General features: G+C 44.6%; 15 protein-coding genes. 8 read left to right on the forward strand and 7 right to left on the reverse strand.

Translation table 11 applies throughout. From position 1 onward, the window contains the following. Nucleotides 1-25 precede the first annotated feature (25 nt). The 7 genes from NIAKO_RS31790 to purN all read right to left on the reverse strand — a co-directional run bounded on the left by NIAKO_RS31790 (nt 26) and on the right by purN (nt 7,279). A complete protein-coding gene (locus NIAKO_RS31790) occupies nt 26-571 on the reverse strand; it encodes a hypothetical protein (protein WP_014222595.1) in 546 nt (181 codons plus the stop codon). 47 nt (nt 572-618) lie between these two features. Continuing rightward, nucleotides 619-1,983: a serine hydrolase gene (locus tag NIAKO_RS31795; protein WP_014222596.1), complete on the reverse strand. Its 1,365-nt coding sequence runs from the start codon at nt 1,981-1,983 to the stop codon at nt 619-621. Nucleotides 1,984-2,076: 93 nt separating this feature from the next. After that, the gene (locus NIAKO_RS31800; RefSeq protein WP_014222597.1) at nt 2,077-3,597 is read right to left on the reverse strand and encodes a serine hydrolase; all 1,521 of its coding nucleotides are present in this window, start codon (nt 3,595-3,597) and stop codon (nt 2,077-2,079) included. 3 nt (nt 3,598-3,600) lie between these two features. Beyond that, a complete protein-coding gene (locus NIAKO_RS37395; RefSeq protein WP_014222598.1) occupies nt 3,601-4,257 on the reverse strand; it encodes a TMEM175 family protein in 657 nt (218 codons plus the stop codon). A 37-nt stretch (nt 4,258-4,294) separates the two neighbouring features. Beyond that, nucleotides 4,295-5,584: a serine hydrolase domain-containing protein gene (locus tag NIAKO_RS31810; RefSeq protein ID WP_014222599.1), complete on the reverse strand. Its 1,290-nt coding sequence runs from the start codon at nt 5,582-5,584 to the stop codon at nt 4,295-4,297. A 284-nt stretch (nt 5,585-5,868) separates the two neighbouring features. Further along, a complete protein-coding gene (locus NIAKO_RS31815; RefSeq protein WP_014222600.1) occupies nt 5,869-6,627 on the reverse strand; it encodes a carboxypeptidase-like regulatory domain-containing protein in 759 nt (252 codons plus the stop codon). Between the two features lie 61 nt (nt 6,628-6,688). Beyond that, entirely contained in the window at nt 6,689-7,279 is a 591-nt protein-coding gene (gene purN, locus NIAKO_RS31820; protein WP_014222601.1) for a phosphoribosylglycinamide formyltransferase, read from the reverse strand. Between the two features lie 433 nt (nt 7,280-7,712). On the opposite strand from purN, the gene NIAKO_RS31825 reads away from it, so the two are divergent. The 8 genes from NIAKO_RS31825 (at nt 7,713) to NIAKO_RS31860 (ending at nt 19,449) form a co-directional block, all read left to right on the forward strand. Further along, the gene (locus NIAKO_RS31825; protein WP_014222602.1) at nt 7,713-8,993 is read left to right on the forward strand and encodes a c-type cytochrome; all 1,281 of its coding nucleotides are present in this window, start codon (nt 7,713-7,715) and stop codon (nt 8,991-8,993) included. A gap of 90 nt (nt 8,994-9,083) precedes the next feature. Beyond that, the gene (locus NIAKO_RS31830) at nt 9,084-12,260 is read left to right on the forward strand and encodes a TAT-variant-translocated molybdopterin oxidoreductase (protein ID WP_014222603.1); all 3,177 of its coding nucleotides are present in this window, start codon (nt 9,084-9,086) and stop codon (nt 12,258-12,260) included. 75 nt (nt 12,261-12,335) lie between these two features. After that, the gene (gene nrfD / locus NIAKO_RS31835) at nt 12,336-13,787 is read left to right on the forward strand and encodes an NrfD/PsrC family molybdoenzyme membrane anchor subunit (RefSeq protein WP_014222604.1); all 1,452 of its coding nucleotides are present in this window, start codon (nt 12,336-12,338) and stop codon (nt 13,785-13,787) included. Between the two features lie 57 nt (nt 13,788-13,844). Then, nucleotides 13,845-14,438: a DUF3341 domain-containing protein gene (locus NIAKO_RS31840; RefSeq protein ID WP_014222605.1), complete on the forward strand. Its 594-nt coding sequence runs from the start codon at nt 13,845-13,847 to the stop codon at nt 14,436-14,438. Between the two features lie 17 nt (nt 14,439-14,455). Then, a complete protein-coding gene (locus NIAKO_RS31845) occupies nt 14,456-15,151 on the forward strand; it encodes a c-type cytochrome (RefSeq protein WP_014222606.1) in 696 nt (231 codons plus the stop codon). Nucleotides 15,152-15,185: 34 nt separating this feature from the next. Further along, complete coding sequence (locus NIAKO_RS31850) at nt 15,186-16,412, forward strand: hypothetical protein (RefSeq protein WP_014222607.1); 1,227 nt, start codon at nt 15,186-15,188, stop codon at nt 16,410-16,412. 74 nt (nt 16,413-16,486) lie between these two features. Then, a complete protein-coding gene (locus tag NIAKO_RS31855; RefSeq protein WP_014222608.1) occupies nt 16,487-17,593 on the forward strand; it encodes a cytochrome c oxidase subunit II in 1,107 nt (368 codons plus the stop codon). A gap of 47 nt (nt 17,594-17,640) precedes the next feature. Beyond that, nucleotides 17,641-19,449, forward strand: coding sequence for a cytochrome c oxidase subunit I (locus tag NIAKO_RS31860; RefSeq protein WP_014222609.1), 1,809 nt, complete (start codon nt 17,641-17,643; stop codon nt 19,447-19,449). Nucleotides 19,450-19,453 lie beyond the last annotated feature (4 nt).

The following is a 19,453-nucleotide window of genomic DNA, read 5'->3' on the forward strand; positions in this document are numbered from 1 at the left end:
CCTACCTGGCAGGTCGGATCGTTTATCAATCAGTTGTAGCCCCTTTTTCGCCAATAAACCATTGTTCTTTGTTTTTGAACAATACATTAAAGGTGGTCAATGAACCGTAAATGCGGGTAATGTATTGTTGCAGGTTCACCTTGTCCTCATCGCTCAATGTTTTGTGGGCGTTGATCTGTTGCTCCAGTACGCGCAGGCGGTCGCGCAGCATCACTATTTTATGAAAGAACACGTCAATAGGCAGTTCTTTTCCCTTCTGGGTTTTATCGGCCGGTTGTAGGATCATGAGGCCGTTTTTCCAGCGATCGCCCAGGGGAACAATCTCCTGGAAGCCACCCCACAGGCGTAAGATTTTCAACATCGATCTTTCTACCTCACTGTTCGTTTCTATTTCTTCAGTAACATTTTCCGGAAGGATCTCTTCCAGGTTACTGTCGTTTTTGTCGATCTCTCTAATGCCGTGATGAATAAACGAGATCAGGTATGTTGCGTACCTGATACCTACAATTACACCGGGGCCTTGTTGCCGGTGTTGTAAACGGGTGCCGATGCCGAGGTTAAGTTGATCCATATTGCAATTTACAAATCGTGGTTGATAATTAATAAAGGCGTGACAATCTATTTGATCTTCAGGTGCGGCACTTTGCGTTTATTAAAATACAACAGCACATCTGTTATTTTTCCATTACCATCGCGTTCAAACTCAAGCTGGCTGTTGGATTGTTTGGTAAAGAAAAAATCTTTCTTTTCTTCATAGAAAATATAGGGTTGTCCATTGTTGAAGATAGCCTGCAGGTGATCGTCTTTAACGGTAACGTCGATAATAAAGCCGGCGGTGCTATCCATTTTATAGGTGCCGGTGTACTGTGGTAATGTTGCCGGGTTTGATTTAATGGCAACCCTGGGGATGTAATATATATTGCTGGCTCCACCAATGATCTGCCAAAAGGCGGCGTCATATGCGCTCAGATCTGATTCAGGATTATTACTGCTGCTGAAATCGTTACTGAATGCAACGATACAGGAATTGTTGGCAAGCCCACGCGTAAACAGCGTATTGTAACCTATAGTGCCGCCTTTATAGCCAACCAGTTTTCCATTTGGCCAGTCTCTGATATACCAGCCATAGTTATATCCTTCTTTATTGTTTGTATACGCTTCTTCCTGCGATTGCCGGCTGATAATACGGTTTGATCGTAATGCTATATGAAATCTGAACAGATCGGCAACGGTTGAATAAATACCACCGGCCGCATAAGCAGCGCTTGAATCAGGTATGCGACTCCGGATATGAACACTATCATTCAGTACATCGTACCCTACTGTTTTATAAGGGCTTTGTAAGTTTTTATAATCGAACCCTGAGTGCGTCATGCCGGCTTTGTTGAAAATGACCTCCCTTACATTTTGTTCATAGGATTTGCCGGTAACTTTTTCAATCAGGTAACCAAGGATCATGTAATTGGAATAACTGCAGCTGAACGCGGTGCCCGGATCAAAATCAAGCGGTTCGTCTTTTATGTATTTCCAGAAGTCCTGTTGGGTGTATGGCTTATAAATGATGTCTTCCGCAAAATTATCCTGGCCGGTGTAATCAATAATTCCGGAGGTGTGCGATAACAGATCCTTTAAAGTAACCTTGCTGCCATTTTTATAGGCGGGAAAATATTTACCAAGGCTATCGGTCAGTTTTAATTTGCCCTGCTCCCGCAAATACAAAATAACTACACTGGTAAATGATTTGGTAATTGAACCAATGCAGAAAACATAATTGGTGTCGTGCGGAATACGGTTCTCATAATCGCGCCAGCCGTATCCTTTTGCCAGTAAGATGCTATCGTTACGGGTTGCCAGCACCACCCCGTTAAAGAGTTTTGCTTTGTAGGCGGCATCCATATATTCCGCCAGTTTTTCGGCAGTGGATTGAGCGCATAGGGCCCGGGTTAGTAAAAGGGCAGGAGCCAACAGGTATAAAGGTTTCATGATAAGAATTAGTTTCACGTAAGAAACCTATTCTTTTCCTTATTGGCTCCCTGCCACAGGTTAATTAAAACTTAAAACGGTTAAATATTACAGTTACTTTTTATAAAACTCATACGGAGTGAACTCAATAAATTTGGCTACTGTAACTGTTACCGATTTTACTCCGGAATCATACAAGTTGAATCTCCATTCATTTATTCCGTAGATGGGGTCATTAAACGTAGCAAGAAAATGCGCATCATCTATTGATTCCAATACAGCATAACATCTCTTATGGTGTTCAAAGCGTGCTACCAGCTGTTGATTTTCTTCCCTGATGGTCATTTTACCGTATACTTCGTGTTCATAATTGCCCACATAAGTAGCTAATGGCAAGCGGAACCTGGCATTTTTAGCTATGTCCTTTTTCTTTTCAGCCAGCCAATTTGCTTCCTCCTTTTTATCGGCCCTGTCGGCGGCAAGAGCTTCCTGGCTGTAATTATTATATGGTAAGCCGAGGTATGCATCCAGGATCTCATCTGGCAGCGAGGTAAAAAACCTGTTGTCATCTGAATTTGTCAACACAATAATGCCCAGGTTTTCTTCAGGTACAAGCATTACGCTTGTTAAAAAGCCGTTTACCCCACCCGTATGGGACACTATTTTTCTTCCACTGTAATCAGACAAAAACCAGCCAAGTCCATATAATGAAAAATGGGATTTTCTGAACGGATAGCCGCCATTACCAAAAACAGAGTGCGGTATGCGGGTTTGTTCAATAGCTGCTGCCGGTATAACCTCTTTACCGTTGCATTTTCCTTTATTCAACAGCGATATAACCCAATGGCTCATGTCGTTTATGCTGGATGAAACGCTACCCGCCGGCGCCAGGGCATCGATGTTTCCATAACGGGTTTTCTGCAATACGCCATTTACAAGCGTGTGTGCGGTTGCTCTGTTGGCTGCCACTTTCATCTCACTGGCAAGGGCCAATGTATTGGTCATGCCGAGTGGAGTAAACAGGCTGTCCTTAAGAAACGCAGCCCAGGATTTTCCGGTTACATGCGGTATAATTTCACCTGCGGTCATAAAGGCCGCATTGGTATAGCCCCAACGGCTGCGAAAACTATAGTTAGGCTTTAAGCGGCCGAATTTTTCACGTACTTCAGCCAGGGTGAGGTCTGAATCGAAAAACATAAAATCGCCCTGGAAAGTTTCAAAACCCAGGCGATGACAAAGCAGGTCGCGGATATTGGCTTCTTTGGTAACCCAGGGATCGTATAATTTAAAATCGGGCAGCCATTTTATAACGTGATCGTCTAATGATAATTTCTCATCAGCCGCCAGCATAGCCAGTGCGGTAGCGGTAAAGGCCTTTGTATTGGAGCCGATCATAAACAAGGTATTTTCATCTACCTTGTTAGTGGTTCCCATTTCTTTAACCCCATAGGCTTTCATCACCGCCACTTTTCCATCTTTCACCACGCATACGGCTACGCCGGGAATTTTCCAGTCATTCAATGCCCGTTGTACATATGTATCCAGGCTGTCTTTTATAAACGAAGGCGGCTCCTGTGCAAACAGGTTGGCAATAAAGAGGAAAAAAGCTGTAAGCAGGATGAGGTGCTTTTTCATGGGTTATTTGTTTACACTGAAGATTATTCTTTTTTTATAGTACTTGCTAAGCAGCCCGATCACCGGCGGTATAATGGCCGGCATCCAGATGGCTACATGCGGGCTAATTAAAAACATCAGCGCCATTAATAAAAAAATGATGGGAACGGCAATGGCCCGCATGGAATAATAGTTGGCAACCGGTTTCACCAGCCCTTCACTTAATGCATGTTTGGGATTGCTTACATAGCGCCACATCAGGTAATTCATGAAGCCCAGGAAACAAATGTTTATGATATAGAATATGGACGGAATTTTTAAATAATAAGTTATGTATTCGCTGTAAAATGCACTGGTGAACGGCATTAATACAACTGCCAGTAAAAATACCAGGTTCAACCACATTAACCGCAGATTATAATTTACTACAAAGCCAAACAGGCGATGGTGAATGGTCCAGTACTGGCCAATAATAAAGAAGCTGATGAGAAAGCCAATGAATTTCGGGATCATTTCATTGAGGCTTTCGGCCAGTTTGTGATCGGTAATACCGGTTACGATAACCGGTACCTTTAATTCAATGGCCAGTAAAGTGATAGCGATAGCAAATACGGCATCGCTGAATAAGATCATCCGTTCGAGTTGAAATTCCTTTTTCAGCTCGTTGTGCAGTGGGTTCATGTGACTGAGATAGTTTGGTTATAATGAAGCGTTGTGTTTAATAGTTCATGGCCTGGTACACAAGCACTTTGTACAGGTTACCCAGGTTGCCCCAGCTGGTGGGCCAGATATTACGGTAAATTAATGCAACCAGTTTTTCTTTGGGATCAACCCAATAGGTGGTGGCAAACATGCCGCCCCATTCGAAGGTGCCTTCCTGGGTAGGCAATACGGCACTGCCTTTTTCGGTGGTAATGCCAAAGCCCAGCCCGAATTTGTTGGGCCCGCGGCTAATGTCGCCGATCTGGTTCATCGTCATCATCCGCACGCTGTTATGGCTCAACAAGCGCTTGCCATTGTATTCGCCGCCATTGAGCAGCATTTGTAAGAAGATGGCATAGTCATATACGGTTGAAGAAAGACCGGCCCCGCCTGAATAGTAGGTGCCATTCATTTTGGGATAATCGCGGTACATATCTCCATATAAGCTTAATTTTTCCGGCATTTTTGCCAGTTGTTTAATGCTGTCTTCGGTGTATAGCATGGCCAGTCTGCCCTTCTTATTCTCAGGCAAATAGAAATAAGTATCCTTCATGCCCAGTGGCTCGAAGATGCGTTTTTGAAAAAAGTCTTTCAGGCTCGTGCCCGATACTATTTCAATCAGGTAACCCAATACATCATCGTTCAGGCCATAGGTCCATTTTTCACCGGGCTGGTGAAACAGGGGCAAGCCGCCCAGGACCTTCATTTTATCGGCCAGTTTAAATTCGGGGATGCCGATACCTCCCACAACGCCGGCTTTATAATAAATATTTTTGGCTTCGGTACTGCCTATCTGGGCATAACCCAAACCGCTGGTATGGGTGAGCAGGTCGCGGATGGTGATCTCTCTTTTAGCCGGAACGGTGGTATACGTTGTATCAGCCTTATTGTATTTATCTAATACTTTAGGGTTTTTGAATTCGGGTATGTATTGGGAAATAGGGTCATCCAGCATGAATTTACCTTCCTCAAACAACATCATTATGCCTACACTGGTAATGGCTTTTGTTTGGGAGGCAATGCGAAAGATGGCATCTTTTTGAAGCGGGGCTTTTGTATCGAGGTCGTTATAGCCAAAGTTTTTATAATATACGATCTTGCCATCATGAACGATCATGGCTACTGCTCCGTTCATCCGGCCTTTATCAACATATTCTTTCAGTACAGTATCGATGCGGGTTAACCGTTTTGACGAAAAACCACCGGCTTCGGGCGTAGCCGCCAGGGTGAGTACCGGATGGGCGGTTTGGGAAAAGGAAACGGCAGCGAGCAGGAATAGAGCTATTGTACTAACGAACTGTCTCATGACTTTAGAGAATATTTAGTTATGGAAGTTAGTATGAAAAGCTCAATATTGAATATCGAATATTGAATAATGAATGTTGAGGTAAATACAGAGAAATGAAGAATGAAAAATGAAGAACAGAGAAATCAGAAAGGGAAGAAAGTTGACAGGTTAACAGGTTGACAAGGGTTTAAATTGGGGCGTTTGGGGAAAACAGTGACAGGTTGTTAGCGTTAACGGAGTTGATAGCGTTGATAAAGTGCCCGGCGTTTCACCACTGCCAACTGCCCAATGCGTACTGCCTTTTAATTATCCTGCTTCCTCAGCTCTCCCATCACTTCTTTCCACTTCATATATTTATCATAACACTGCTTAATATAGGATTGCAGCTCGTAGTCGGTAGCGTTTTCAACAAGCACGAGATCGGGTTTGTACCGGACCATAAAAGTATCCAGGTCGGCGCCTTTGAGCTGGGTGAGCCGGATAACGAGTGCCCGGCTGAAGCGGTGTTCGATGTATTTCTCTTTTTCTTCGGCCATTAACCGGTCGCGGAAGTTGGCCATGCGCCGGTTCTTTTTAAAGTTGAACACATCAACCAGCTGATCAAGGTCAACACCCACAGCCGCATTTTGCGTAGTGGGCTGAACAATGCCCAGTCCGGGTTTTTTATAGTTGAAAACTTTGGCGTATTCTTCGCGGTTGGCAATAGAGTCGAGGTGGTAATTGCGTGGTTTTACCATAATGGGCTTCAGCTCCGTTACATTTACGTGCAGGGAGATCTCGAAGTTCTGTTGATTGGGTATGGCTACAACAGGGTATTTGGGGGTACCCTTGCCCAGGTAAGAAAACCAGATTGAATCAGATTCCTTTGCATAGATAGTATATCGCCCCAACGAGTCGGTTACGGTACCTGATCCGCCGGTACTTTGCACACTTACTGATACCAGGGGCACCTGCTGGGTCATGTCGAACACTTTACCCCGAACCTGAACCTGCAATTGACCAAAGCCTGCGAGGGATCCGGATGCCAGTAAGATTAAAATTATGTACCGTTTTAAAGTCAAGCTTCTGGGTTTAAGATTGTGATATTATGCAAGAAAAGGATAAAAATGCGCGCTGCCGGATTTATTTAACACGATTTTGCAGTTCTCCAATCACCTTTTCTACAATAAGGGGATAGTGCTCATGTTCCAGGGAGTGGATCTTTTGCGCCAGGGAATCGGGTGTATCGCCGGGTTCAATGGTACAGCGGGCCTGGAAGATCAACAGACCGTGGTCATATAATTCATCCACGTAGTGGATGCTGATGCCGCTTTCGGTTTCTTTGGCTGCTATCACGGCCTCATGAACAAAACGGCCATACATGCCTTTGCCCCCATAGTTTGGCAACAGGGCGGGGTGGATATTAATAATACGCTGGGGGAAGGCTTTAACTAATTGAACAGGAACTTTCCATAAAAATCCGGCCAATACAATAAAATCAACATTATGTTGTTTAAGTTCCTCGACGTAGGCATTGCCTCTAAAGAATTGTTCTTTCTCTATTAACAAAGAAGGAATTTTTTCATTTTGGGCAATTGTTAATACGCCAGCGCCTGGTTTGTTGCAAACGATTAATGCTATTTTAATTTGGGTGTGCTGCCTGAAATAATCGATCAGCTTTTGAGCATTCGACCCGGCCCCCGATGCAAAGATGGCTACGTTAATAGTCTGCATATTATTAATAATCTACGTTTAGTTCTTACCTGGAAATATAACACTATCCTTCGATCTGTTACCGTTCAGTTTCATGCGATGCAAAAATTGCCGGTAATGACAAGACACGCAGTTTGAAAATAACTGGGTGGCATTGACGTGTCATTTTTGTTTCAACCGTTGAAACAGGAACGCAAAAGTGCAGGAAAATTTTGGGGTGGAGAAAAGTCAATTTTACCATCAGTTTACGAGATGCGAAACTTTAGTTGTCAACTTGACAAAAGCATGACATTTCTGACTGAACCGTTTTAACGGAGGGGGTAAAATCGGCTGAAACCCGCGCCCAGCCTACATTAAAAAAATTTTAAACAGGTTGTGATTTTGTTAAATTCCTGACTTATTTTTGCACCCAATTCGGGAAATTTTTCCACATAATTTCATCATATCCAGCAATATGATTGATCATAGAGCAACAGTTAAGCGAATCCTCATCAGTGCATTGTTCTTTTTATTATTGTCGGTCGGAAACAAGTTATCAGCTCAGGACGGGAAGGTCATTTTCCAAAATACGTGTGCTTCCTGTCACTCTGTTTTCAAAGATCTGACTGGCCCTGCATTAGGTGGAGTAACATCACGTGGCCCCTGGACTGACCGTAAAAAGCTTTACGAGTGGGTTCATAATCCGTCAAAGTTTATGACTACAGACCCTTATACCCAAGGTCTGAAGCAGAAGTTTGGCATTACAATGACTGCATTCGATGGGTTATCGACAAAAGAGATCGATGCCGTTATCGACTACGTAGAGAAAACATTTAAAGCCGGACCTCCAACAACAGGAGGTACCCCAAGTAGCGCCGCCGGCGGACAGGTTATGGATGAGAAAGACAATTCTATCCTGTATGGTGTATTAACGCTGATCCTTGCAGTAGTAGCCCTGATTATGCTGCAGGTGAACAGTAATCTTAAAAAACTGGCCGATGATAAAGATGGTCTCCCTGCTTACGAGCCCATCCCATTCTATCGCAACAAGTCGTACATCACTTTATTAGTACTGGTCCTGTTTGTAATAGGCGGTTTTTATATAGTGAAAGGCGCTATCGGTTTAGGCCGCAGCCAGAACTACCAGCCAGAGCAACCTATTTTCTACTCACATAAAGTACACGCCGGTGTAAACCAGATCAACTGTCTGTATTGCCACGGTGGCGCCATGGAAGGCAAACATGCCAATATTCCTTCAGTGAATATTTGTATGAACTGTCACATGACCATCAACGAATACACAGGTACTGCAGGTAAACTGTTCCGTGAAGACGGTACAGAGGTGAATGGTACAGACGAGATCAAAAAGATCTACGCAGCTGCCGGTTGGGATGCTTCTAAAAAGCAATACACAGGTGAAACCCATGAAATTGCATGGACTAAAATTCACAACCTGCCCGACCACGTATACTTTAACCACTCACAGCACGTGAATGCCGGTAAAGTACAGTGTCAAACCTGCCATGGTGAGATCACCAAAATGGATGAAGTATACCAGTTTGCTGACTTAAGCATGGGCTGGTGTATCAACTGTCACCGTACTACTAAAGTTAACTTTGGTGGCAAAAACGGCGAAGATGGCAACAAGTTCTACAGCATCTATAAGAAATATCACGACGAGATCAAAGAAGGTAAAAGAGACAGTGTAACTGTAAATGATATCGGCGGTACAGAGTGTCAAAAATGTCACTACTAGTAGTGTGCTGATTTGCTAAGCCAAATGAATCCTAAATCCATCTGCCAACAGGCAGGTGACCAAATTCACAAATTCTCAAATACAAGATAAATGGCTAATAAAAAGTACTGGCAGAGTTTCGGAGAGCTCAATAACAGTGAGGCCTATGAAAAGTCCATTTCAAACGAGTTCAAAGAAGAATTGCCGTTTGAAAGTGCAGATAAAAAAGGATTGGATGTTAGTCCAGCTTCACGTAGAGACTTTTTGAAATATCTCGGTTTTAGTACAGCAGCGGCAATCGTTGCGGCCAGTTGCGAAACTAAAGTTAGAAAGGCGATCCCATATGTGAACAAGCCACAGGATATGGTGCCTGGTGTTGCTGATTACTATGCTACTACTTATGTAAGTGGCGGTGAATCAATACCGGTTGTTGCCAAAGTGCGTGATGGACGCCCCATTAAATTAGAAGGTAATACCCTGTCTACATTCAGCAAAGGCGGTTCTTCTGCCCGGATGCAGGCATCGGTTCTTGACTTATATGATACAGCCCGGTTAAAAAGCCCGTTTGCCAATAACTCTTCTACCAGCTTCGATGCTATCGATCGCGATATCAAAGGTGCACTGGCAGGCGCCGGCAACCTGGTTTTATTAACTTCTACCATTACTTCGCCTTCTGCGAAACAGGTAATTGCAGAATTCCTGGCTAAATATCCCGGTAGCAAACACGTTCAGTTCGATGCAGTTTCTTACACCGGTATGTTACTGGCTAACGAAGCTACTTTCGGCAAACGCGCTATCCCTTCTTACAATTTCGATAACGCTCAAACCATCGTAAGCCTTGGCGCTGACTTCCTTTGTACCTGGTTAAGCCCTGTTGAGTTTCAACATGGCTACAGCAAAAAGCGTAAGGTGAATGAGAAGAACCTGGAAATGAGCAAACACTTCCAGTTCGAGAGCATGATGAGCACTACCGGTGCATCTGCCGACGAGCGTTTTGTACACCGCCCATCTGAGGCCGGCATTGTTGCAGCTGCTTTATTAAGCGCTGTAAACGGCCAGGGTGCTGCAGGCGTAAGCGGTAAATTAAAAACAGGCATTGAAAAAGCTGCTAAAGAACTGCTTGCCAATAAAGGCAAAGCCCTGGTTGTTAGCGGCAGCAACAATACACAGGTACAGATCATTGTAAACGCCATTAACGAAGCCATCGGTGCTTACGGTTCTACCATCAGCTGGGCCAGCCCCATCCTGATGCACCAGGGTATTGATAGCGAAATGGTTTCTCTGGTTCAGGATATGACACAAGGCAAAGTAGGAGCCCTGCTCATCTACGGCGCCAATCCTGCTTACGAATACTTCGATTCAGAAAGTTTCAAAAAAGGGTTGCAATCAGTTAAGCTGACTGTTTCTTTCAACGACAGAAAGGACGAAACAACCCAATTGTGTAAATACGTTGTACCAGCTCCTCACTTCCTCGAAAGCTGGGGCGATGCAGAACCAAAAGCTGGTTTTGTGAGCCTGATGCAACCTACCATCAACCCGCTCTTCATCACAAGACCTTTTGAGGAAACATTACTGAAATGGGCTGGTAATACCACTCCATGGGATGTATATCTCAAAAACTACTGGATAGCCAAATTAGGCAGCCAGGCTACTTTTGATAAAGCATTGCAGGATGGCGTAATTGAATCAGCTGCTGCTGAAGCTGCTGCTACTTTCAATGGCGCTCCTGTAGGCCAGGCAGTTGCTGCTGCCAATGGCATGAAGAAAGCTGGTGAATACGAAGTAGTGGTTTACCAGAAAGTAGGTGTTGGCGCCGGTAAACAACCGAACAACCCATGGTTGCTCGAGTTGCCCGATCCTATCACCCGCGTAAGCTGGGATAACTACGCAGTTATTTCTCCTGCACTGGCTAAGAAATTCGACATCGACCTGAACGACAGAAGATCTGCCGACAAGTACGAGGTTGAGGTAATGAAGCCCGTAATTAAAGTAAAAGTTCGCGGTAAAGAAGTTGAACTTCCAATCATAGTAATACCTGGTACACAGGAAAACACCATCGCCATAGCTGTAGGTTATGGCCGTGATAAAGGTGTTGGCCGTTCAGTAGCTGCTTCTGATGGCGCTGAAGGTACCTTAGGTAAAAACGCCTACCCATTCTTAAGCTTCAATGGCTCTACCATTGAGTGGAATGGCGTGGCAGAAATGCAACCCACTGATAAGACTTACAAAATTGCTCAGGGACAAACACACAACAGCTACGAAGGCCGTGAAGGTGTTGTTCGTGAAGTGACTTTTGAAGAATATAAGAAAGAGCCCAATGTAATTCTTCATGAAAGAGAAGAAGAACTGAAGAAGTACGGCGGCATTGAAAATTTCAGACAGGATGGTACCATCTATCCTACCTTCGACTATCCCGGCATCAGATGGGGTATGAGTATTGACCTGAACAGTTGTTTTGGTTGCGGCGCCTGTGTGGTAGCCTGTCACATCGAGAACAACGTTCCGATCGTAGGTAAGCACGAGGTAGCGCGTTACCATGATATGCACTGGTTGCGTATCGACCGTTACTTCAGTGGTAACCCTAATGATGCAGAAAGTATTCAAACTGTGTTCCAGCCAATGCTGTGTCAACATTGCGACAACGCGCCTTGCGAAAACGTTTGTCCGGTTGCCGCAACACACCACAGCAGCGAAGGCATAAATATGATGGCTTATAACCGTTGTATCGGAACCCGTTATTGCGCTAACAACTGTCCTTATAAAGTACGTCGTTTCAACTGGGCCGATTACACTGGCGCAGACAGCTTCCCTGACAACCAGCAACCGCTTGTTGATGAGGGTAAACTGGACGATGTAGTTCTGATGATGAACGATGACCTTACCCGCATGGTACTGAACCCTGATGTTACAGTACGCAGCCGTGGTGTAATGGAAAAATGTTCATTCTGTGTTCAAAGAACTCAGGCTGGTAAACTGGAAGCTAAAAAGCAAAATCGTCCTTTAGAGAACGATGATGTGAAAACAGCTTGTCAGCAGGCTTGTTCGGCAGATGCCATCGTGTTTGGTAATGCCAACGACAGCAAAAGCTTAGTGAGCCAGGTGCGTCAGCAAAACAAATCACGTTTGTACCACGCACTGGAAGAAACGCACACTATGCCTAACGTAAACTACCTGGCCAAGGTTAGAAACACAGCCGAGATCAGCAATGAAGGTGTACTGGGTACCATCATAGGTGGTAACCACACTGAAGCACCTGCAGAAGCTGCACCTGCTGAACACAAAGGATAAGTTGATTAGGTAATTAAAAATTTCCCAGCTACCGATTTCCCGAACCAACGGGATGAATAGCTAAAAGCATATAACATGTCATTAATTAGATACGAATCGCAAGTAAGACCGCCGCTGGTAGATAACAACAAAGATTATCATCAGGTAACGGAAGATATTGTGCGGCCTATTGAATCGGCACCTTCCCGCCTTTGGTGGACTGGTTTCCTTATCTCGGTTGCATTGTTGTGTTTTGGTGTTTTTTCTATCTACCGCGAGGTTACCTATGGTGTTGGCCAATGGAACCTGAATAAAACGATCGGTTGGGGCTGGGACATCACCAACTTCGTATGGTGGGTGGGTATCGGTCACGCCGGTACACTGATCTCGGCGATCCTGTTGCTGTTCCGCCAGGGATGGAGAACAGGGGTGAACCGCGCTGCTGAAGCGATGACCATCTTTGCGGTAATGTGCGCTGGTCAGTTCCCGATCTGGCACATGGGTCGTGTGTGGATGGCCTTCTTCGTATTACCTTACGCCAATACCCGCGGTCCTTTATGGGTGAACTTTAACTCACCCCTATTATGGGACGTATTCGCGATCTCTACATACTTCACTGTATCATTGTTATTCTGGTACTCTGGTCTGTTACCTGACCTGGCTACCGTACGTGACCGCGCCAAATTGAAATGGCGTAAATACATGTACGGCCTGCTGTCATTTGGCTGGACCGGTTCTACCAAACACTGGCAACGCCACGAAAGCTTATCACTGGTATTGGCCGGTATGAGTACACCGCTGGTATTGTCAGTACACACGGTGGTATCTTTCGACTTCGCTACCTCGGTAATTCCCGGATGGCACACTACCATCTTCCCCCCTTACTTCGTTGCAGGCGCCATCTTCTCTGGCTTTGCGATGGTGCAAACACTGTTACTCATCAGCCGCAAAGTGCTGAAGCTGGAAGATTACATTACCATCGAGCACATTGAGGTAATGAACAAAGTAATTGTATTAACCGGTTCAATTGTGGGTATTGCCTACTTAACCGAGTTGTTTATATCATGGTATGGTCAGAACCCGAACGAAGGATGGGCCTTTGCGCAAAACCGCGTGAACCTGTTCAGCCCCTACGGTTGGAGCTACTGGCTGATGATGGGTTGTAACGTAATTTCTCCGCAGATCTTCTGGTTCCGCAAACTGCGTCGTAACATTGTGGTAACCTTCTTCATGTCGGTTATCGTAAACATCGGTATGTGGTTCGAGCGTTTTGTGATCATCGTTACTTCTATCTATCGTGACTACTTACCTAGTAGCTGGGCTACCTACTATCGTCCTACTATCTGGGAAGTTGGTTTCTACCTGGGTACGTTTGGGTTGTTCTTTACCTGCTACTTCCTGTTCTCTAAATTCTTCCCGATAATTGCGGTGGCTGAGATCAAACACATTCTGAAAAAGAATGGTGATAGCTATAAGAAGAACATGTACCAGTATGAGAAAGTTAGTGTGGATGAGTTTTATCACGAAACACATGCAGAACACCACTAATCAGGTACGCAGATAAAAGCGAAAGAATAAATAAGTCAGAATTTTTAAAATCATTATATGGCTGTTAAAAAATTTGTTGTTGGTGTTTTTACTGAGGAGGAACCGTTGTTTGAAGCCGTTAAAAAAGTACGTAAATCAGGTTATAAACTGCACGAGGTATTTACTCCTTTCCCAATTCACGGCCTGGACAAAGCCATGGGTTTGCGTGATACCAGCATTCACACAGCCGGATTTTTGTACGCTATATTTGGTACAACCAGCATGTTATCTTTCATGACCTGGTGTTTAACTACCGATTGGCCATGGAACATTGGCGGTAAACCGCACTTTGCTTTACCAGCATGGATACCCATTACATTTGAGTTCACTGTATTGTGTGCTTGCGTGGGCATGGTATTAACTTTCTGCTACCTGTGCCAGTTAGCTCCTTTTGTTAAAAAACACCACTTTAACCTGCGTTCAACCGATGACCAGTTCACTATGGTGATCGAATGTACTCCTAAGACAAACGAAGCTGAATTAAGTTCGTTCCTGGGAAGCATTGGCGCACGGGACATCAATGTACAGAATGCCGAAACCGGCTGGTGGTTAGGTAGATATGATAGAGATCAAAAATTATACGAAGATCAAAGCGAAACTGTATCTGCATAATATCTGAATACTTTAAGATGAAAAAATTATCAATTGTTTCTGTTTTAGTGCTGGCTGTGGTAGCATGGAGTTGCAACGAAGACGTACGTAGAACTCCAGGTCACGTATATATGCCTGATATGGCTTATAGCCGTGCATATGAAACTTATGCACCCATAGATACACTCGCTAAACAGGGTATTCACTATAACCGCATGCCGGTAGCCGGAACAATTAAACGCGGTGAATTACTGCCTTTTCCCCTGGCAAAAGATAAAACTGGCGATACTACCAATTATGTAGCGGCCACTCATATAACAAATCCTTTACCTGCACTGGATGCAGTAAAGTTGAAAGAGGCAGAACGCCTGTATCTCGTAAACTGTGGTATTTGCCACGGAGCTGCCCTGGATGGCAATGGCCCCCTGTATAAAGGTGGCGACGGTCCATTCTCTGCAGCACCTGCAAACCTCGCAAGCGGTGCAAAGTATGTTAGCATGCCCGAAGGACAGATGTTTTACTCTGTTACTTATGGTAAAGGCCAAATGGGTAGCTATGCTTCTCAGTTGAGCACTACACAACGCTGGATGGTGATCCATTATATCAAATCCAAACAAGGTGGTGGTAAACAAGCTGAAACAGCTCCTGTAGCTGATTCAACAGCAGCAGCAAAACCAGCGGCAGCTGGTGCAGCCAAAAAACCAGCTGCAGATACAACCGCTAAGAAAAAATAACTGACACGAACACAGAACATATAAATTACTGATAATGGCTATTAAAGAATTTTTCGACATCCCCGCACGGTACAAGAACTGGTCAATGGCATTGATGGGAGTCGGCGTTTTATCTGTTATCATCGGCTTTATATTATATGGAGGCGGTGAACACCATGGCGCAAGATTTTGGGCTACCATGTTGCAGAACAGCACTTACTTTTTGCTGATCACTAACGCGGCTATGTTTTTCATTTGTGCTACTACCCTGGCCATGGGAGGTTTTCAGATGGCATTCCGCCGCGTTTCAGAAGCCATTTCTATCGCCGTAATTCCTTTAGGTATTGTTGCGCTTGTCGTTTTAATAGCTCTTTGTGTAGTTGATCCGCACATTTACCATTGGTTACATCCTCAGGGTGACAAGATCCTGGAAGGCAAATCAGGCTTCCTGAACAGCGGGTTTTATATCATCTGGACCGTTCTTACCATCGGTCTGTGGATCGTTCTGGGTTATAAAATGCGCCAGTTGTCACACGAGCTCGATAACAATCCTTTGCCTGATGTAGAGGCTGGTCGTCGCTATATTTTCAAAAACAGCGTTTGGGCTTCTATCTTCATCGTATGGTTTGGTTTAACCGCCATGTCAGTTACTCCATGGTTGTGGCTGATGAGTTTGGATGCACACTGGTTCAGCACCATGTATAGCTGGTACTCATTCGCCAGCACATTCGTTGCAGGTATGGCGCTCATCACCATTTTTGTGGTGTATATGAAAAACCAGGGTTACCTGGAGTACGCCAACGAAGAGCATATTCATGACCTGGGTAAGTTCATGTTTGCCTTCTCTATCTTCTGGACATACTTATGGTTTGCTCAGTACATGCTGATCTGGTATGCAAACATTCCTGAAGAAACTATCTATTTCAAATCACGCGTAACCAGCAATCACCATAGTGGTGCATATACCGGTCTGTACTGGTTTATGTTCATCATCAACTTCATTGCACCAATTTTAATATTGATGCGCCGCGGTTCAAAAAGAAACTATACCACGGTTACTTTTATGGCTATCGTGATCATTTTCGGTCACTGGCTCGATTTCTATCAAATGGTATTTGCAAGCCTGTTTCCTGAGCATGTAGAACTGAACCTGTTTGATTTTGGTGTGGCTGCCGGTTTTGTAGGTTTGATCATGTATTCAACCGGTAAAGCAATGGCGAAATATCCTTTGCTTGCGAAAAACCATCCGTTAATTAAAGAAAGTATTATCCATCATACCTAATCGGTTTTCAACAGGTGTGATACTTAATAAATCAGCGAACTTTGTTTCGATAGTATAAAAATTATTGAAAGATCATGACAACTACCGGATTATTTTTGTTAGCCATCCTGGCGCTTGGGTTTCTGATAACGTTTCAGATAGCCAAGGCGAGTGAGTATGTATCCGTTTTAAAGGGAGAAAAAAAGTCTTTCGAGCAAAATAACAGGATCAACGGATTCCTGATGGTAGTGTTCCTTGTACTGGGGCTTATAGGGGTATATATGTGCAATGAAGCATTATATCCTAAAACTTTGATGGTTCACCCATCGGCTTCTGACCATGGTGAAAACATCGATACCATGTTGAAGATCACCATTCTCATTACGGGCATTGTGTTTTTCATTACCCAGATCTTATTATTCTGGTTTGCCTATAAATACCAGTACAGCGAAAAAAGAAGAGCCTTCTATTATCCTCATAACAACAAACTCGAGGTTTTGTGGACAACCGTTCCCGCCATCACTTTGTGTTTGCTGGTAGGTTTCGGTTTGTATTACTGGTTTAAAATTACCGGTGAAGCGCCCGATAACGCTATGAGAGTGGAGATCACCGGCCGTCAGTTCGGTTGGATCTATCGCTACCCGGGTAAAGACAATACGTTTGGTAAAAAATACTTCCGTTGTATAGATGAAGCCAGTGGCAACATGCTGGGTATGGTTTGGAAGGACTCTGCCATGCAAACGCCAAATGGTGTTCAGAATCTGAAAGCTGATGCTACAGGTTATGATGATATCATCGAAACAACAGCCATGTACCTGGTAAAAGATAAGCCAGTGAAATTGATCATCAATTCACGCGACGTTATCCATGACGTTGGTTTACCACACTTCCGTATGAAGATGGATGCCGTTCCCGGTACGCCTACTACTATGTGGTTTACGCCTAAGTACACTACTGAAGAGATGAAGAAGATCACTAATAACCCCAATTTTGAATATGAGATCGCGTGCGACCAAATGTGCGGTAACGGTCACTATTCAATGAAAGGGCTTATTAAAGTGGTAACTGAGCAGGAATATAAATTCTGGTTGGCGCAACAAAAGCCGTCGTACAAACCAGCTGAAACTGCGCCAGCACCAGCTGCCGATTCAGCAAAAGTTGCGGCTGCAGGTACACCAAAAGCAGTATTGGCTGCCAGATAAAACCAGAGACTTTAAACAGAATTATTACGACCTCAAAACAAGATACAATGAGCCACGGTCACGCAGAAGTTTTAACATCGCATGAAGTGCATCACGATGAGCATGGCGCGCATCATCACCACCAGTCGTTTATTTCAAAATACGTATTCAGCCAGGATCATAAGATCATTGCGAAGCAATTCCTGATCACTGGTATGATATGGGCCATTATTGGTGGTTTGATGTCAGTGTTGTTCCGCTTGCAATTGGGTTACCCCGACCAAACCTTCCCCTGGCTGGAAGATATCCTGGGTAACTGGGCAAAAGGCGGTAAGATTACTCCTGAGAACTATTATGCATTGGTAACCATGCACGGTACCATCCTGGTATTCTTCGTGTTAACCGGTGGTTTAAGTGGTACATTCGCCAACTTCCTCATTCCCCTGCAGGTAGGTGCACGCGATATGGCTTCCCCAATGATGAACATGTTGTCATACTGGTTCTTCTTTGGCGGTAGCATCGTAATGTTGTCTTCCCTGTTTATCCAAACTGGTCCGTTCAGCGGTGGTTGGACAGCCTACCCGCCATTGAGCGCCCTGGGTGATGCTTCACCTGGTTCTAAAACCGGTATGGACCTGTGGATCACGGCAATGGCCATGTTCGTGGTATCTTCTTTATTAGGTGGTTTGAACTATGTTTCAACTGTACTGAACCTGCGTACCAAAGGTATGAGCATGACCCGTTTGCCTTTGACAATCTGGGCCCTGTTCTTCACCGCAGTATTAGGTATCTTATCTTTCCCTGTGTTATTATCAGGTTTCATTCTGTTGCTGTTCGATCGTCACGGCGGCACCAGCTTCTACCTGTCAGATATTTATATTTCTTCAACCAGTACTGCATTGCCAAATGAAGGCGGTAGCGCTATCCTGTACCAGCACTTGTTCTGGTTCCTGGGGCACCCTGAGGTGTACATCATCCTGCTGCCTGCGATGGGTATGGCGTCTGAGATCCTCTCAGTTAACTCACGCAAACCAATCTTTGGTTACATGGCCATGGTTGGATCGTTGTTCGCTATCACCATCCTCGCGTTCCTCGTATGGGCGCACCACATGTTCGTAACCGGGTTGAACCCGTTCCTGGGCTCAGTATTCGTACTGTTAACCCTGTTGATCGCCGTTCCTTCGGCCATCAAAGTGTTCAACTGGTTAACTACCATCTGGAAAGCAAATATCAAGTTTACTCCCGGTATGATGTTCGCGTTGGGTTTCGTGAGCCTGTTCATCTCTGGTGGTTTAACTGGTATCTTCCTGGGTAACTCTACACTGGATATTCACCTGCACGATACTTATTTCGTAATTGCGCACTTCCACATTGTAATGGGTGTGTCGGCATTCTTTGGGATGTTCGCCGGTATTTACCACTGGTTCCCCAAAATGTATGGCCGTTATATGAACAGTACACTGGCATACGTTCACTTCTGGGTAACCCTGGTAGGCGCGTACCTCATCTTCTGGCCAATGCACTACGAAGGTTTGGCTGGTATGCCCCGTCGTTATCTCGACTACAGCAACTGGTCATCTTTTAACATGTTCGGCGACCTGAACAAGTTCATCTCAACAGTAGCCATCATCGTGTTCGCTACACAGTTGTTGTTCGTGTTCAACTTCTTCTACTCTATTTTTAAAGGTAGAAAACTGACTACGCAGAACCCATGGGGTGCAACTACACTCGAATGGACTGCGCCAATTCATCCAGGCCACGGTAACTGGGAAGGTGAGATCCCTGAAGTTCATCGCTGGGCTTATGATTATTCTAAAGATGGACAGGATTTCATTCCTCAAACTGAGCCTATCGGTGCGAATGAAAGCCATCACTAATTGA

The organism is Niastella koreensis GR20-10 (assembly GCF_000246855.1).
In the GTDB taxonomy this organism is placed as follows: domain Bacteria; phylum Bacteroidota; class Bacteroidia; order Chitinophagales; family Chitinophagaceae; genus Niastella; species Niastella koreensis.

Bases quoted from the DNA above. Each gene is read 5' to 3' on its own strand.
- NIAKO_RS31790 (WP_014222595.1), bottom strand. From the start codon at position 571: ATGGATCAACTTAACCTCGGCATCGGCACCCGTTTACAACACCGGCAA.
- NIAKO_RS31795 (WP_014222596.1), bottom strand. From the start codon at position 1,983: ATGAAACCTTTATACCTGTTGGCTCCTGCCCTTTTACTAACCCGGGCC.
- NIAKO_RS31800 (WP_014222597.1), bottom strand. From the start codon at position 3,597: ATGAAAAAGCACCTCATCCTGCTTACAGCTTTTTTCCTCTTTATTGCC.
- NIAKO_RS37395 (WP_014222598.1), bottom strand. From the start codon at position 4,257: ATGAACCCACTGCACAACGAGCTGAAAAAGGAATTTCAACTCGAACGG.
- NIAKO_RS31810 (WP_014222599.1), bottom strand. From the start codon at position 5,584: ATGAGACAGTTCGTTAGTACAATAGCTCTATTCCTGCTCGCTGCCGTT.
- purN (WP_014222601.1), bottom strand. From the start codon at position 7,279: ATGCAGACTATTAACGTAGCCATCTTTGCATCGGGGGCCGGGTCGAAT.
- NIAKO_RS31825 (WP_014222602.1), top strand. From the start codon at position 7,713: ATGATTGATCATAGAGCAACAGTTAAGCGAATCCTCATCAGTGCATTG.
- NIAKO_RS31830 (WP_014222603.1), top strand. From the start codon at position 9,084: ATGGCTAATAAAAAGTACTGGCAGAGTTTCGGAGAGCTCAATAACAGT.
- nrfD (WP_014222604.1), top strand. From the start codon at position 12,336: ATGTCATTAATTAGATACGAATCGCAAGTAAGACCGCCGCTGGTAGAT.
- NIAKO_RS31840 (WP_014222605.1), top strand. From the start codon at position 13,845: ATGGCTGTTAAAAAATTTGTTGTTGGTGTTTTTACTGAGGAGGAACCG.
- NIAKO_RS31845 (WP_014222606.1), top strand. From the start codon at position 14,456: ATGAAAAAATTATCAATTGTTTCTGTTTTAGTGCTGGCTGTGGTAGCA.
- NIAKO_RS31850 (WP_014222607.1), top strand. From the start codon at position 15,186: ATGGCTATTAAAGAATTTTTCGACATCCCCGCACGGTACAAGAACTGG.
- NIAKO_RS31855 (WP_014222608.1), top strand. From the start codon at position 16,487: ATGACAACTACCGGATTATTTTTGTTAGCCATCCTGGCGCTTGGGTTT.
- NIAKO_RS31860 (WP_014222609.1), top strand. From the start codon at position 17,641: ATGAGCCACGGTCACGCAGAAGTTTTAACATCGCATGAAGTGCATCAC.